This window comes from Dyella acidiphila (assembly GCF_014863405.1).
GTDB classification, from domain to species: domain Bacteria; phylum Pseudomonadota; class Gammaproteobacteria; order Xanthomonadales; family Rhodanobacteraceae; genus Dyella_B; species Dyella_B acidiphila.
Map to the genome: position 1 here is coordinate 19,605 of NZ_JACZZA010000014.1, position 14,106 is coordinate 33,710.

The following is a 14,106-nucleotide window of genomic DNA, read 5'->3' on the forward strand; positions in this document are numbered from 1 at the left end:
TCAGGGAACCTCGCCCACGTAGACGCGGGTGTCGTAATCGAAGCTGATCTTGCCGTCGACCTGGCACGTGTCGAACAGCGTGCGCAGGGCCGCGATCATCGGCGCGTGCTGCGGATGATCTTCCTTGGGCGCATACGAGGAAGACATCAGGCGTCCGCGCAGCGCGTCGAAATCCAGCAGCTGGCGATGGTCGAACACGGCGGTGTCGTGCCAGCCACTGCCGAACCATGTGCGCATGGAGGGTTCGTCGGCGTAGCGTTCGGCCACGCTGGTGTAGTCGGTACCGTAGGTCTGCAGCAGGGCTTCATAGCCGACCAGGAACGGCGTGCCGGTGAGGCGGCGCGAATTCCAGCAGATGGCCGCCAGTCCGCCCTGGCGCAGGATGCGGTGGAATTCCCGCCGCGTGCCGGCCGGGTCGAACCAGTGGAAGGCTTGCGCCACGAACACCAGGTCGATGCTGGCATCGTCCAGCGTGGTGGCGTCGGCGCGGCCATCCACTGCCCGGAAGTGCGGATCGGCGCCCAGCCAGCTTACCGCCGCCTCGCGCATGGCTGCGTTCGGTTCCACTGCCGTCACCGGGTGTCCGGCAGCCAGGAACATCTTGCTGGAGATGCCGGTGCCGGCGCCTACATCGGCGACGCGCCAATCCGGCGTGACGCCCTGTGCCTCGCGCAGCCAGTCGAGCAGGGCGGCGGGATAGGTCGGCCGATAGCGGACATAGTCCGCGACACGGTTGCTGAAACGCTCGGTGGATTTCAGGTCCGGCATGTTTTTTATCCTGAAAGAAGTTGGCCGCCGTCGACGCACAGGGTCTGGCCGGTGATCCAGCCCGCCCATGGCGAGGCCAGGAACAAGGCGGTGTGCGCGATCTCTTCCGGCGTGCCGAAGCGGCCGAACGGAATCTTGCCCAGCGTGCGCTGATAAAGCTCTGGCGTTTCGTGTTTGCGCCGTTCCCACAGGCCGCCGGGAAATTCAATCGAACCGGGCGCAATCGCGTTGACCCGGATGCGATGCCTGGAAAGATCCAGCGCCTGCGAGGTGGTGTAGTGATTCAGTGCGGCCTTTACCGCCGCATACGGTCCGTTGTGCGTATTGGGATAGAAGGCGGCAATCGAGCTGATGTGCAGGATGCTTGCATGCGGCGATGCCTGCAGATGCGGCAGCGCTGCGCGCGAGGCACGTACCGCCGCCAGCAAATCGATAGTGATGCCGGCCGCCCAGCCTTCTTCGCTGTCTTCGAAGCCGAAGCCGCTGGCGTTGTTGATCAGCACGTCGATGCCGCCCAGGGATTGCGCGGCATGCGCGATATAGGCATCGATCGCGGCCGCATCGCCGAGATCGCAGGACTGCCAGTGCGCAGGTACGCCATGCGCGGCGATGGCTGCACCGGTTTCCTCAAGTGCGGCTTGTCCGCGTGCGCAGATCGATACCGCCGCGCCTGCCGCAGCGAAGGCTAGCGCCATGCCGCGGCCGATGCCCTTGCTGCCGCCGGCGACGATGACGCGGTAGCCGTGTAGATCGAAGGGGGAGGGTGAGGTCACGCCGTGATCCTTCTCGGATTGTCCCCGTGTCGGAGGCCTGGGTCTGCCGCGGAGGATACGCTTACCTCGCCGTCATTCCCGCTTTCGCGGGAATGACGGCGGTACGGCGTCCTTCACCTGTCAGCGGTTGGCTACCCTCTCGGCAGAGAGGGCAAGCCCAACTCACAAATCGAACTTGATGCCCTGCGCCAGCGGCAACGCATTCGAATAGTTGATGGTGTTGGTCTGGCGGCGCATATACACCTTCCACGCATCCGAACCGGATTCGCGGCCACCGCCGGTTTCCTTCTCGCCGCCGAACGCACCGCCGATCTCCGCACCCGAGGTGCCGATATTCACATTGGCGATACCGCAGTCCGAGCCCGCCGCCGACAGGTACTGCTCGGCCGCCTTCAGGTTCTGCGTAAAGATCGACGAGGACAGGCCCTGCGGCACGCTGTTCTGCAGCTCGATCGCTTCGTCCAGGGTCTTGAACGGCATCACATAGAGAATCGGTGCGAAGGTTTCCGTCTGCACCACGTCATCGCTGTTCTTCAGGCCGGTGACGAGGGTGGGCAGCACGAAGTTGCCTTTGCGATCGGTCAGCGCCGCACCGCCGGTGCGCACAGTACCGCCGCTGGCCTTGGCCTTTTCGACCGCGGCCAGGTAGCCGTTCACGGCTTCCTTGCTATTGAGCGGGCCCATCAGCGTAGTGGCCTGGGTGGGGTCGCCGATCTTGCTTTCCACTTGCTTGTAGGCGGTGATCAGCTTGTCGGTCACCTCGCCGATGATCGACTCATGCACGAACAGGCGGCGGGTGGTGGTGCAGCGCTGGCCGGCCGTGCCGACCGCGCCGAACACGATGGCCGGAATGGCCAGCTTCAGGTCCGCGCTTTCGTCCACGATGATGGCGTTGTTGCCGCCCAGTTCCAGCAGCGAACGGCCCATGCGCTTGGCCACGCGCTCGCCGACCATGCGGCCGACCTTGGTGGAACCGGTGAAGCTGATCAGCGGAATGCGGTGATCGTCCACGAACGCCTGCGACAGCTCGGTGCCGGCGTCGTTGAACAGGAAGAACAGATCCGGGAAGCCGCCGGCCTGCAGCGCTTCGTTGCAGATCTTCATGGTGGCGATCGCCGACAGCGGAGTCTTGGGCGAGGGCTTCCAAATGCAGATGTCGCCGCAGATGGTGGCCAGCATGGCATTCCACGCCCACACCGCCACCGGGAAGTTGAAGGCGCTGATGATGCCGACCAGGCCCAGCGGCTGGTACTGCTCGTACATGCGGTGGCCCGGGCGCTCCGAGTGCATGGTGTAGCCGTACAGCATGCGGCTCTGGCCAACGGCGAAATCGGCGATGTCGATCATCTCCTGCACTTCGCCATCGCCCTCGGGCTTGATCTTGCCCATTTCCAGCGCCACCAGCGAACCCAGTGCGTCCTTGTGCTTGCGCAGCGCTTCGCCGCACAGGCGCACGGCTTCGCCGCGCTGCGGCGCCGGGGTGGTGCGCCATACCTTGAAGGCGGCCTGGGCGCGCTTGACGATGGTCTCGTAATCGGCGGCGCTGGAGGCATGCACGGTGCCGATCACCTCGCCGGTAGCCGGGTTCAACGGCTGCAGGCTGCCCGCATTGGCGGTCTTGGACCATTCGCCCTGGCCGAGATAAGTGCCCGACTGCTCGCCGCTGAGGCCGAGCGCCTTGAGGATTTCGTGGGACATGCGTGCTCCTGGGTCGTGGCGTTCGCTGACGCCCTGAATGGGGAAACGCCTATTCTATCAGGGGCGCGAATGCGGCCGGGTTTTGGCGGATCGCACTGGCCGGCGATCCATGCCAAAATCGCGCCCCATCAGGCTTTGCCAGCCTTGCCCCCGTAGCTCAGTTGGATAGAGCGTCCCCCTCCTAAGGGGAAGGTCGTACGTTCGAATCGTATCGGGGGCACCACCTTCCAGCGCACCGCTGTGGCGCCGAAAACGTCAGCCGGATGAAAGCTCGGCGGCATTTTTCCAGTCTTTTTTGCCCGAATTCGTGCGCGAGCTGAACCGTTCCGGCGCCGGCCGGTGCGCTTGTCAACGTGGGCCACATCCGCTCGTTGATGGCGATTGCGGGAGGCGAGGGGCACGCGATGGAAGCAGGAGGCTGGAGGAGACACCATCGGCGACGAAAGCAGATGACCCCGCTCGACGCATGCAAGCCGCTTTCTCCAGCAAACGGCGAGGCGGCAGATTCCAGAACGTAACGTCCGCTAATTCAAGGAACTGCCATGAATGCAAAGTCGAAGTTCGGCCTTATCGGCCTGGTCATCGGTGCAGCGATGATCGCCAGTCCGGTGATGGCGCAAACCGATGTGCCGGGCCATCCGCGCGTCAACGAAGTCAATAACCGCCTGGACAACCAGCAGAACCGCATCAACAACGGTTTGAAGAACGGCACCATGACGCAAGGCCAGGCCGCCCGCGACGAAAAGCACGACAGCAATATCGCCCGCCGCGAAAGCGTGGACGAGGCCAAGCACGATGGCCACCTGACCAAGCAGGAACAGAAAAACCTCAATCATTCCGAGAATCACAACAGCCGCAATATCTACCGGCAGAAGCATTGATCCAAAGCTCGGTCTGAAGCGAAACCCCGAACCTCCCGTGCATGCGAGGCGTTCTCACTTGTTGTTGATGCCGCTTAGGAAGGTCCGAAAGTGCTCCGCAAATGATCAAGAAGCCCCAGGCGATTGTCCTGGGGTTTTTTGCCCTTAGCGCGCTATTTGGTAGCTGATACCCCAAAGGCAAGTAATTGATTAAAAATCATTATTTTGATTAATCGAACCAAGGATCGCCCAAGAGCGGCCCTTCTGCTTGCCCGATTAAGCCCGATGGCGAGGTAGTCAGCGGCTCCTAACCACCTCGCCCTTTTTCGCCGATGCCAGCTCGTGACTGAGCTAAGCCTGCTTTCCTGAAGTGGTCATATTCATGAATTCAGCTTCACACGAAGCCGATGGGGTCGCTGTGCCGCAGATACATCGCCATGCAAGTCACAATGACGACAAGACCCCCAATCGGATACCAGACCGCGATGATCCCCGCCAACACGAAGGCGCACAGCGTCATAGATGAACGCCGGCGCATGCGAATACGTTCGGCGACCAGCAAGCTGTTTACTTCTTTAACGTTGAAAACCTCGTGACTCAACAGGAGATACGTTGCGTTGACGAGAGCAAAGACCGCTGCGTAGATCGCGACCGGCCACGCGGACAATCTACTTTCCGCCATCCACTCGGTTGTGAAGGGTAGCAACGAAACCGAGAAAAGGTGCCCCAGGTTCGCCCACAAAAGTGACGACGAACCACGTTGGAAAAACGCAAGCAAGTGATGATGATTGACCCACACGGTGGCTATAAAAAGATAGCTCAGCCCGTAAGCGATCGAAGTTGGCCACAAAGTCAACAGATCGGTGACGCCAACGCCGTGCGGCGGCTTCATATCGAGGACGAGGATGGTAATCAAGACGGCAAACACAGCATCCGAGAGCGTCAACATCCGATCATTGTTTGATTGCGTGATTTGCATGACGAGCTCTCCTCGAGGTACGAGGTTTGCATGGCACTGCCAGGTCGTACATCGCTGTGACTAGTGACAAAAACTAATTCAGGCGCGACGATTCGCCTCCGTTTTAAGTGCGATGAAAGCGCATGCCAATGTGGTGAAGAACGCCGTCGACGAAGTTGCCGTCTGCCTCGAAACCAGTGTCGTCCCAGTAGTGAATATGATGACCGGTCACTTCATATCGTCCTTGATAGGCGTGTTTATGATTCCCGCGGGCCTCGTCGTAGCGGTGGTCCGCAAGCAGCTCTTGGCGAATGTAACCATCCTCCGTCACCCACATGCCCACAGGGTCTATAACAGGTCTGCCTACCATTCTCATAAAATTCTCCAAGTTCGCGGCCATGGATGGCCATAGTTTGATTCGCAGAATGTTGGATTGATCAGGCGCTGCAGCGGGCGCACAAACGGCTTTGATGAATAGCATTGCAGCCAGAAAAGAGGCGCCGCCGCGACTAAAGCACAACGGCGCCTGGTAAACGGGTGTAGCCTCAGCGATCCAAGCCCGCCATCAGCGTGTACTTGACGCTCACGTATTCCTGGATGCCGTAGTAGCTGCCTTCGCGGCCGTAGCCTGATTGCTTTACGCCACCAAAGGGCACCGATTCCGTTCCCACGGAACCACTGTTGAGAATGACCATGCCGGACTTGATGTTGCGCGAGATCCGGAATGAACGCCCGAGATCAGGCGTGTATGCGTAAGCAACCAGACCATATTCCGTATTGTTGGCGCGATCGACGACCTCTTCCTCTGTATCGAAGCGATACAACGGAAATACCGGACCAAAGATCTCCGTCTGACAAACCTGCGCGGTGTCAGGCACATTGGTCAGAATAGTTGGCTTGTAGAAGAGCGAGTCTGGCCTCGCCAGCGCACCACCGGAAAGTACAGTTGCACCATGACTCACCGCATCGGCGACAAGCGCATCAACCTTATTGATCGCCGACTGATTGATCAGTGGCCCCACTACAAACTCGTCCTGAAAACCCTGATCTACGCGGATGCGCTCGACGGCCACCTTCAGCTTTTCCGCGAAGGCATCATAAATACTGTTCTGAACATAGATGCGGTTGGGCGATATGCATACTTGTCCCGAATTGCGCAGCTTGGCACTCACCAGGCCAGCCAGCGCAGTGTCGATGTCCGCGTCGTCGAAGACGATGAAGGGAGCATTGCCGCCGAGCTCCATGGTCATTTTCTTCAGTGTTTCGGCGCAATTTCTGGCCAGAAGCTTCCCCACAGCCGTGGAGCCGGTGAACGAGATCTTTTGAATACGCGGGTCACTCGTAAAGGCTTCACCAATCGATTTAGGATCACCCGTCACCATCTCAAACACACCTTCGGGAATACCGGCTTCTCGGGCGTAATCGAGCAGCTTGTAAGCCGTCAGCGGCGTCTCTTCCGACGGTTTTATGATCATCGTGCAGCCGGCGGCCAGCGCCGTAGCCACCTTGCGGGTGATCATCATGAAAGGAAAATTCCACGGCGTGATCGATGCTGTCGGGCCGATTGGCTCCTTGGTCACCAGCACGGCTGCGTTGGCGGCATGCGTCGGAATAGTGTCGCCGTACACGCGCTTGGCTTCTTCCGCGTACCACTCGACGAAGCCAAGACCGTAGGCCACTTCACCCATGGCATCGGACAGGCACTTTCCGTTCTCTTTCACCATCAGTTCGGCGAACGCCTGACGGTCCGCACTCACCAGTTCAAACCAGCGGCGAAGTTTCGCTCCGCGCTCCTTGGCGAGGGTGCGTGACCAGGCTGGAAAAGCCGCGCAGGTGCGGTCGATGGCGGCCGAGACTTCGGAAAAAGTCATTTCTGGGGCCTCGCCCACAAGGGAGCCGTCGGCCGGGTTATAGACCTTGATCATGGTTGGATCCTCGGGTTTTGGACGTCGCCGCGGGAGATTCGTGGCGTGGAATGAAGTTTCGTCACTGGACCCTGCCAGAACAATCGACTATTTTTAGTCCACTATTGAGTTTTTGGAAACTGTCATGCGCCCCCTCCCACCGCTTAATGCGCTGGTAGCGTTTGAAGCCGTGGCACGCACGGGATCCGTCGGCGCTGCCGCCGAAGAGCTTTTTGTCACGCCCGGCGCGATCAGCCGGCAGCTTAAGCTGCTCGACGAATTCTTCGAGACGAATCTCTTCGAACGACGAGGGCGAGGGCTGGCTTTATCGCCCAGTGGCGCGGCTTACTTCGAGCGCATCCATGCCCACATTGAAGGCATCCGCAAGGCCACTGCGAAGCTCCAACACCACGAGAACAGAACAGTTGTTCGCGTGCACTCGCACACGACCTTTGCTACGCGATGGTTGATACCGCGACTGAGCCAATTCCAAGTTTCTCATCCTGGTATAGACGTCCATTTGACGACCTCGTCCGAATGGACTCCAGGCGCCGATTGCGATGCCGCCGTCCGTCTCGGCAACGGCCGATGGGCCGGTTATGAAGCAACGCCACTGGTCCCGAATGTGCTCGTGGTTGTTTGCGCGCCTTCATTGGTGCAGCCGAGCCGACCTGTCGACGCGGTCTGGCTTGCTCAGCAGACGCTTTTGGTGGTGAGTGCGCGCCCTGATGACTGGTCCATCTGGTGTGCACAGGCAGGTTTTGACGCGACAGCAATGGTGCGGCAACGAATATTTGAAAGTTCGGCAGTGGCTTATGAGGCGGCACAAGACGGGCTTGGCATAGTCGCCGCTCAGGAGGTTCTCATTGGCCAAGAACTCGCTAGCCGCCGATTGATCGCGCCCTTTGACGTACGCGTCGATCGCGGCAATGAAACGTATTACTTGGTTATTGAGAGCTCACGCCGACAACGCCGCTCTCTGATCGCTCTTCGCAACGCGCTTTCGCGCACCAAATAGGGAGCTATATCATGTTCACCAAAATTTGCTTGCGAGCTACTATGAAAAAGAGAAGCTCATAAAGATTGTAAAGGAATTGGCGCATCAGCATTAAGTTAAGGGACGGATGCAAGGCTTAGAGCACGATGGCTTCCCGCATTTCGTTGACCATCGGCGATGGCTAAATTGCGGCAAAAATTGAATTGACGCCCCTCGAACGCGACAGGCCGTCTGGGCGCCGCCCCTCGCTCCGTAGGCATAAAAAATCCCCCTGCTCAGATGAACAGGGGGACGATATCACCTGAAAGCAGTAGTAAGAACGCCTCGCCCGTGCATGCACGGGAGGTTTTTTTCGTGGCTCAGGCGCGCTTGAACATGCGCACCACGAACAGCAGGATCACCGCGCCGATCGTGGCGGTGATGATCGAGGCGATCCAGCCCGCGCCCAGGCTGATGCCCAGCACGCCCGCCAGCCATCCGCCCACGAAGGCGCCCACGATACCCACCAGGATATCCACCAGCAGGCCGAAGCCGCTGCCCTTGACGAATTGACCGGCCAGCCAGCCGGCGACGGCGCCGATGATCAGCCAGGCGATGATGCCGTGAGTTGCCATGCACGTTGCTCCGCAAAATTGGAAGAAAGGAAACTGCGCTCAAAAAAAGGCCAGGCATGACTGCTTGGAAAGCCATGCCTGGCATACCCCACACTTGCAACGGACATACCCGGTAGCGGCGGACCCAAGGGGGAGGAGGAATCCTGCAGCCGCCAGGCGTTATCACCGCAGGCTCACGTAACCTGTGGGCACTGGTTGCACGGATATCGCCACGCCATAGCCCTGCCCAGTGGCGATAGTGTGTGCGCAGGTATCGAGGCGGCGAATCAGAGGATTCCGAAACTGCGTGCCTGCCTATCGGGGCGGCCCCGGGGTTCGCCGGCTGGACCAATGGCGGCCGAAAGCGCAGGCTAGGCGCCGCAGTGAGGGTTATCGGGTGCGTCGCCTCTGCCGGCGCCGAAGCCCCAAGGTGCCATCGACGATATGACCGAGCCGGAACAGCGCTGGCGTCCGATCCGATTGATGCCGGCGTTCAAATTTGCGATCAGCCGTGCTGCCGAAACCAGCTGTGTCCAGGCGGAAAACATGCGCCTGGCACTGGACCGGCCCGAGCTGATCAACCACATCGAACTGGCGCGCCTGCGGCTGGTGTATCAGGACACGGCGCGCTACGCCCAGATGTGCCGCGAACAGCTGTCGCGTTGGCGCGGCGAATGCGTATCGCCCGAGCAGCACGCACTGCTCGATCAGCTCGAACAGCTGGTCGAGCAGTGGATTGCGGATACCAGGGCGATTCTCGACGCGGCGAATGCGCTGCTGGCGAATGCCTGAGGGAATGGTGGGCTAGGAACGCGATCGCTGGCTATCGGCAAGGCTGTGTTTGCCCGGCTCGCGCGCGGCCATGTCCGCTGCAAACCAGCGTACGCAATTGCGCCCGGCACGTTTTGCCGCGTACAGCGCCGCATCGGCAGCATCCAGCAAGGGCTCGATCTTCACGTAGTGCCCTTCGGCGGATGCAGCGATGCCCGCGCTGGCCGTGACCATCCGGTTGGTGCCGCGGCCGTGCGGGATCTGCAGGGCTTCGACGCTCAGCCGCAGTCGCTGCAGAATATGTTCGGCGGCAGCGTGATCGTAGCCGCTGAGCAGCACCGCGAATTCTTCGCCACCGTAACGGGCTACGGTTACGCCCTGGTACAAGCCGGCTTCGTTTTTCAGGGCGCCGCTTACGGCCGCCAGGCAATCGTTGCCGGCCAGGTGGCCGTAGGTATCGTTGTAGGCCTTGAAGTTGTCGATATCCATCATGGCGATGGTCAGCGTTGTCTGCGTGGCCATGGCGCTGGCCCAGTCGCGCTTGAGTATCCGGTAAAAGCCGCGGCGATTGATCAAGCCGGTCAGATCGTCGTGAATGGCGGTTTGCTGCAAGTGGCGATGCATGCCGCGCAATTCGTCTTCCAGCGCGAGATGGTGCCCCACCACCAGCGCGACACGCACGGCATAGGAGATCATGCCGAGAATCAGCGCGCCGATGGCCACCACCGCGTTATGCCCCAGATAGCCCAGTGCGAGCAGGCACAAGGCCGCGCTCAGGATAAAGGGCGTAATGCTGCCGGCGATCACGCGTACCCTGGGCTTGGGGCGGTAGCCGCGAAACCACACGGTGCGACGGAAGCTCAGCAATACGCCAAGCACCACAAAGGGCAGATCCAGGAAAATCTCCGGCACATAGGATTCGCTGGATAAAATAAAGCGGTTGTGGACGGCGGGAAAAATCATCTCCGCCCAGGAGAACATCAGCAGCACAAAATAAAAGCGCCGCTCGTCCGCACGCTTGGTGATTATAAAACGCAGCGTGACGAAGCTTGCGACGAACAGCGCCATCGCATCGAACATCCACATGATGAAGCGGGCGGCAGCCGGATCCGTCGAGCTTTCGCCGATCACCCTGCGCAGCAGCAGGTAGAACAGCACGGCGATCACACAGGCCAGGGCGGCGTCGATCGCGCCGCTCCAGCGCTGCAGCGGGCCGATCGGACTATACGTTGCCGCCAGCGTGAGGATCAGGCTGTTGAGGCAGAAATAAAAAGTGGGATCGAAGGCGACCAGGGTGCCCAGCGGATTCTTCAATGAATCGATCAGCAGCAGCACAAAGGCTGCGGTCTGCACCACCAGCGCCAGCAGCAGGCACGCCCAGGCAGGACGGTTGTGCTTCACGCTGAAATGCAGTCGCCGCCAGCACAGAAACAGCGTGAACAGCAGGGTGGCCAGCACCAGCGCATAGCTCCACGACAGCACCCGGGCCGGTTCCACGACGAGCACGACCAGATGCGCGGCCACTAGGGGAACGTAGACCTTCGGTGCCCAGCTCTGGATCTTCATATCCCGTGGCAGCGGCTAGTTGAGTGAGTGCACAGCTGGATCTGCTCGGCCACGCCAGGCCCGATGCATGCAACGTTTCGGTACCCATCCTCCGGCTCTCATGTGCGGCTGGCAAGCCTTTTGCCTGGTTTTCCATGACTTGATTGGCACTGGGGGAAAGCATGCGCAGCTTGGTAGGCCTTTATCTGGCCTTGTTCCTGGGTTTTTCCGGCATGGCGGCCGCGCAGCAGGTGCAGCCGTACACACCTTCTGCACCGACGCCGAGCGTCACAAATGGCTCCACCCAGCTGATCGAGCAGGGCAGCTACGTGAACCGGGATGGCGTAGTCGTCCATTCCCCGGCGCATACGGTTTCCGGCGCGGTGCCGGCGGGCGCCTCGGCCCAGTGCCGGGATGGCAGCTACAGCTTCAGCCTGCATCACAGCGGTACCTGTTCGCACCATGGCGGCGTGCAGCGCTGGCTGGGCGGCTGAGGCTTCTACCCGGGTTTGCCATAGAGTTCGCAATGACCGGGGTATGCTGGCCAGTCTCGCCAGCATCTTGAGGTTAACGCCGCCATGTCATTGCAGAAGCGCAAGCTCGGTCGCCAGGGCCTGGAAGTGTCAACCGTGGGCCTGGGCTGCATGGGCATGAGCCAGTCTTACGGACCGGCCGACGAAGCCGAATCCATCGCCACGGTGCATCGTGCGATCGAGCTCGGCTGTTTCTTTCTCGATACTGCGGAGGTCTACGGGCCGTTTGCCAATGAGGAGCTGCTGGGACGTGCGCTACAAGGCAAGCGCGATCAGGTGGTGCTCGCCAGCAAGTTCGGTTTCAAGATCGAGAACGGCAAGAACGTGGGCACGGATAGCCGCCCGGAACATATCCGCGAGGTAGTGGATGCGTCGTTGAAGCGCCTGCGCACCGACCACCTCGATCTGCTCTATCAGCACCGCGTCGATCGCCAGGTGCCGATCGAGGATGTCGCCGGCACCGTCGGCGACTTGGTGCAACAAGGCAAGGTGCGCTTCTTCGGCTTGTCCGAAGCAGGTATCGATACGCTTCGCCGCGCCCATGCCGTGCATCCCGTGTCGGCGCTGCAGAGCGAGTATTCACTGTGGGAGCGCAATCTGGAGCAGGAGATCATTCCTGCGCTGCGCGAACTCGGTATCGGCCTGGTGTCGTTCTCGCCGCTGGGGCGCGGATTTCTCGCGGGCGAGGTCAAGCGGGCAGAGGATTATCCGGCCACCGATTTTCGCCGCCACGATCCGCGCTATCAGGGCGAAAACTACGATGCCAATATGCAGGCCGCGCAAGTGGTGCGCGATATCGCCGCGGACCTGCATGCCAAGCCCGGGCAGATCGCACTGGCATGGATTCTTCACCAGGGGCAGGACATCGTGCCGATTCCCGGCACCAAGCGCCGCACGTATCTGGAAGAAAACATTGCGGCGGCCTCGATCGCACTCGACGATGCGCAAATCAAGGCATTGGACCAGGCCCTGGCGCCGGGCAAGATTGCCGGACTCCGCTATGGCGACAAAATGATGGCGCTGGTGGATCGCTGACGGCGGTCGGCGCCCTGGCGAGTATTCAGGCCAAATGCTCAGTCAGCAGGGTGTTGTGCGCAACGAACAATCTGTCTATCAGATCGGCGGAGGGATGGGTGGGGGAATCCGGCTCTCCGTCGTCAGAGGGGCCGCGGAAGATATTCTCGGGCCAATCGCAAATGGCGACAAACGCTTCGTCTAGCCAGGTGTTGAAGGCGACGACGTTATTGAGCGGCTGGAGTCCGGCGATATTGACGTTTATGTTTGTCAGGATATTCGATAGATCGGCAACAATATTCGTTCTTGATTGATTGAGGCATCGGTTAATCAGGTTGTTCGCAATCACCATGTGCCCGACGAAGTGCTTGTAGGTTCCGGCGGCGGGACCATCTCCGAAGTGGTCGACCGCGGCCTTCACCGCGGCGGGTATGCTTGCCCGCTGATAGACAATGTGTTGAATGACTTCGTGGGCAAAGGGTACGGGCGCAATGGGGTGTCCGAGATCGTTTGCGGTATACCCGATAGTTAGCGCTTGTATGACTGCGCCGTTATCGAGATGACTCGAGCCGTACGAATCGGCCTTTGCCTGCAACTGAGTCAACCGTTCTGCCTGCGCGCTCTGGTTTGCAAGCGCCTGCATTTTCAACTGAACGGCAGCCTGGTCCCGGTTGTCCGGAAAGGGGAGGCGGGATTCCTGGCCGGCTTTTGCCTGGGAAACTCCGTCAGCGGACGATCGATTGCTGCGCTCCTGCATCGGATCTGCGGCCGTTTTCATCGCAAGTAACCCTGGAAGCCCTGGTTTCGGGTCGGGCGGACGTTACGCCGATTGATGGTCGCCTTCAATCGCAGCCTGGGGGCGCATGGGGCGGGGCGGTGATGCCGCATAGCTCGGAGTGGCCACGCTATTGAATGCCGCCACCCAGGAACGTTACTGCCAGCGCCATCTCTTGCAGGCTGCACGCTCACTTGCGGCATTTGTTACTGCGCCGTGAGTAATGTGTATGCGATTGCTTTGGCGGATGGTCGAAGCGTTCTTTCGTGTCCTGTGATCGCGTGGATTTTGTGATGCTTGATACTGATTGAGCATCTGCTGTTGATCCATGATGCAAGCCGGCCAATCTCATAGCTCGGACCTGGACGGTGCGCATATGAGTATTTACAGGTGGCGTGGCATGGCGCTTGTTTTGATGTGGCCCGCTTGGGCAATGGCGCAGTCGTCTTCTCAAGCGGATGTGCCCGTCGCCGGGAGCCAGCGGGATGCATTGCATATAGCTGGCTCGATTTATCCCACCGTGGTGGCGCCGTCCCGCCTGCCGCTGCCTGCACCGTCTACCGCAGCGCCGGCACGTTCTGCCGAAGCGGAAGAAGAAATCACTTCCGTATGCCTGGCCTCCGCCAGCGATGCCGATCAGTGCGAAGCGCGCATGGATGCAGCCTCCGGCCAGGCGCAGCACATGGCGTATTGCGATGTCGACGATGTGGGGTTTGCACAATGTCTCAGCCGCTATAGCCGCGCGCTGGTTCGTCATCCGGCAGCGTCCAGGCGCTCATTGCAGGTGGCGGTACTTAATAGTCAGGGACAGCGCGAAATGCTGACCGTGCTCGCTACCGCAGCGGCAAGCAATGAGCAGATCAGTGCGGCGATACGCAAAGGACGTCCCGATGTCGCCATCGTGGCGATGCCCTGAA

14 protein-coding genes, 1 tRNA gene and 1 pseudogene are annotated in these 14,106 nt (G+C 60.4%); 7 read left to right on the forward strand and 9 right to left on the reverse strand.

Features of this window, described 5'->3' with window-relative positions; all coding sequences use genetic code 11:
- From IGX34_RS19060 to amaB, 3 genes are all read right to left on the reverse strand, one after another.
- Positions 1 to 768, reverse strand: a complete 768-nt coding sequence (locus IGX34_RS19060; protein WP_192557338.1) for a class I SAM-dependent methyltransferase — start codon at positions 766 to 768, stop codon at positions 1 to 3.
- A 5-nt stretch (positions 769 to 773) separates the two neighbouring features.
- Positions 774 to 1,541 (reverse strand): SDR family oxidoreductase, encoded by a 768-nt coding sequence (locus tag IGX34_RS19065; protein WP_192557339.1) that lies wholly within the window; start codon positions 1,539 to 1,541, stop codon positions 774 to 776.
- Between the two features lie 162 nt (positions 1,542 to 1,703).
- Positions 1,704 to 3,239, reverse strand: a complete 1,536-nt coding sequence (gene amaB / locus IGX34_RS19070; RefSeq protein ID WP_192557340.1) for an L-piperidine-6-carboxylate dehydrogenase — start codon at positions 3,237 to 3,239, stop codon at positions 1,704 to 1,706.
- Between the two features lie 146 nt (positions 3,240 to 3,385).
- Here amaB and IGX34_RS19075 point away from each other — a divergent pair.
- Positions 3,386 to 3,462, forward strand: a tRNA-Arg gene (locus IGX34_RS19075).
- Positions 3,463 to 3,781: 319 nt separating this feature from the next.
- A complete protein-coding gene (locus IGX34_RS19080) occupies positions 3,782 to 4,120 on the forward strand; it encodes a hypothetical protein (protein WP_192557341.1) in 339 nt (112 codons plus the stop codon).
- 373 nt (positions 4,121 to 4,493) lie between these two features.
- Here IGX34_RS19080 and IGX34_RS19085 read toward each other — a convergent pair whose 3' ends face one another.
- From IGX34_RS19085 to IGX34_RS19095, 3 genes and pseudogenes are all read right to left on the reverse strand, one after another.
- Positions 4,494 to 5,078 carry a TMEM175 family protein gene (locus IGX34_RS19085; RefSeq protein ID WP_225737613.1) on the reverse strand — a complete coding sequence of 195 codons (585 nt, stop codon included), beginning with the start codon at positions 5,076 to 5,078 and terminating at the stop codon, positions 4,494 to 4,496.
- Positions 5,079 to 5,181: 103 nt separating this feature from the next.
- Positions 5,182 to 5,400: pseudogene (locus IGX34_RS19090) on the reverse strand (Atu4866 domain-containing protein); the annotation flags it as partial.
- Positions 5,401 to 5,602: 202 nt separating this feature from the next.
- Complete coding sequence (locus IGX34_RS19095; RefSeq protein WP_192557342.1) at positions 5,603 to 6,982, reverse strand: NAD-dependent succinate-semialdehyde dehydrogenase; 1,380 nt, start codon at positions 6,980 to 6,982, stop codon at positions 5,603 to 5,605.
- Between the two features lie 124 nt (positions 6,983 to 7,106).
- On the opposite strand from IGX34_RS19095, the gene IGX34_RS19100 reads away from it, so the two are divergent.
- Entirely contained in the window at positions 7,107 to 7,979 is an 873-nt protein-coding gene (locus IGX34_RS19100; protein ID WP_192557343.1) for a LysR substrate-binding domain-containing protein, read from the forward strand.
- A 338-nt stretch (positions 7,980 to 8,317) separates the two neighbouring features.
- Here IGX34_RS19100 and IGX34_RS19105 read toward each other — a convergent pair whose 3' ends face one another.
- Positions 8,318 to 8,572, reverse strand: a complete 255-nt coding sequence (locus IGX34_RS19105) for a GlsB/YeaQ/YmgE family stress response membrane protein (RefSeq protein ID WP_192557344.1) — start codon at positions 8,570 to 8,572, stop codon at positions 8,318 to 8,320.
- A gap of 423 nt (positions 8,573 to 8,995) precedes the next feature.
- Here IGX34_RS19105 and IGX34_RS19110 point away from each other — a divergent pair, with 423 nt between their 5' ends.
- Complete coding sequence (locus IGX34_RS19110) at positions 8,996 to 9,343, forward strand: hypothetical protein (protein ID WP_192557345.1); 348 nt, start codon at positions 8,996 to 8,998, stop codon at positions 9,341 to 9,343.
- A gap of 12 nt (positions 9,344 to 9,355) precedes the next feature.
- Here IGX34_RS19110 and IGX34_RS19115 read toward each other — a convergent pair whose 3' ends face one another.
- Positions 9,356 to 10,888, reverse strand: coding sequence for a GGDEF domain-containing protein (locus IGX34_RS19115; protein ID WP_192557346.1), 1,533 nt, complete (start codon positions 10,886 to 10,888; stop codon positions 9,356 to 9,358).
- 161 nt (positions 10,889 to 11,049) lie between these two features.
- Here IGX34_RS19115 and IGX34_RS19120 point away from each other — a divergent pair, with 161 nt between their 5' ends.
- Positions 11,050 to 11,361, forward strand: a complete 312-nt coding sequence (locus tag IGX34_RS19120; RefSeq protein ID WP_225737614.1) for a DUF3761 domain-containing protein — start codon at positions 11,050 to 11,052, stop codon at positions 11,359 to 11,361.
- Between the two features lie 90 nt (positions 11,362 to 11,451).
- Positions 11,452 to 12,435, forward strand: a complete 984-nt coding sequence (locus IGX34_RS19125; protein ID WP_225737626.1) for an aldo/keto reductase — start codon at positions 11,452 to 11,454, stop codon at positions 12,433 to 12,435.
- A 25-nt stretch (positions 12,436 to 12,460) separates the two neighbouring features.
- On the opposite strand, the gene IGX34_RS19130 is transcribed toward IGX34_RS19125, so the two are convergent.
- Positions 12,461 to 13,192: a hypothetical protein gene (locus tag IGX34_RS19130; protein WP_192557348.1), complete on the reverse strand. Its 732-nt coding sequence runs from the start codon at positions 13,190 to 13,192 to the stop codon at positions 12,461 to 12,463.
- Positions 13,193 to 13,679: 487 nt separating this feature from the next.
- Between IGX34_RS19130 and IGX34_RS19135 the strand changes: the two genes are divergently transcribed.
- Complete coding sequence (locus tag IGX34_RS19135) at positions 13,680 to 14,105, forward strand: hypothetical protein (RefSeq protein WP_192557349.1); 426 nt, start codon at positions 13,680 to 13,682, stop codon at positions 14,103 to 14,105.
- The last annotated feature ends 1 nt before the right edge of the window (position 14,106 follow it).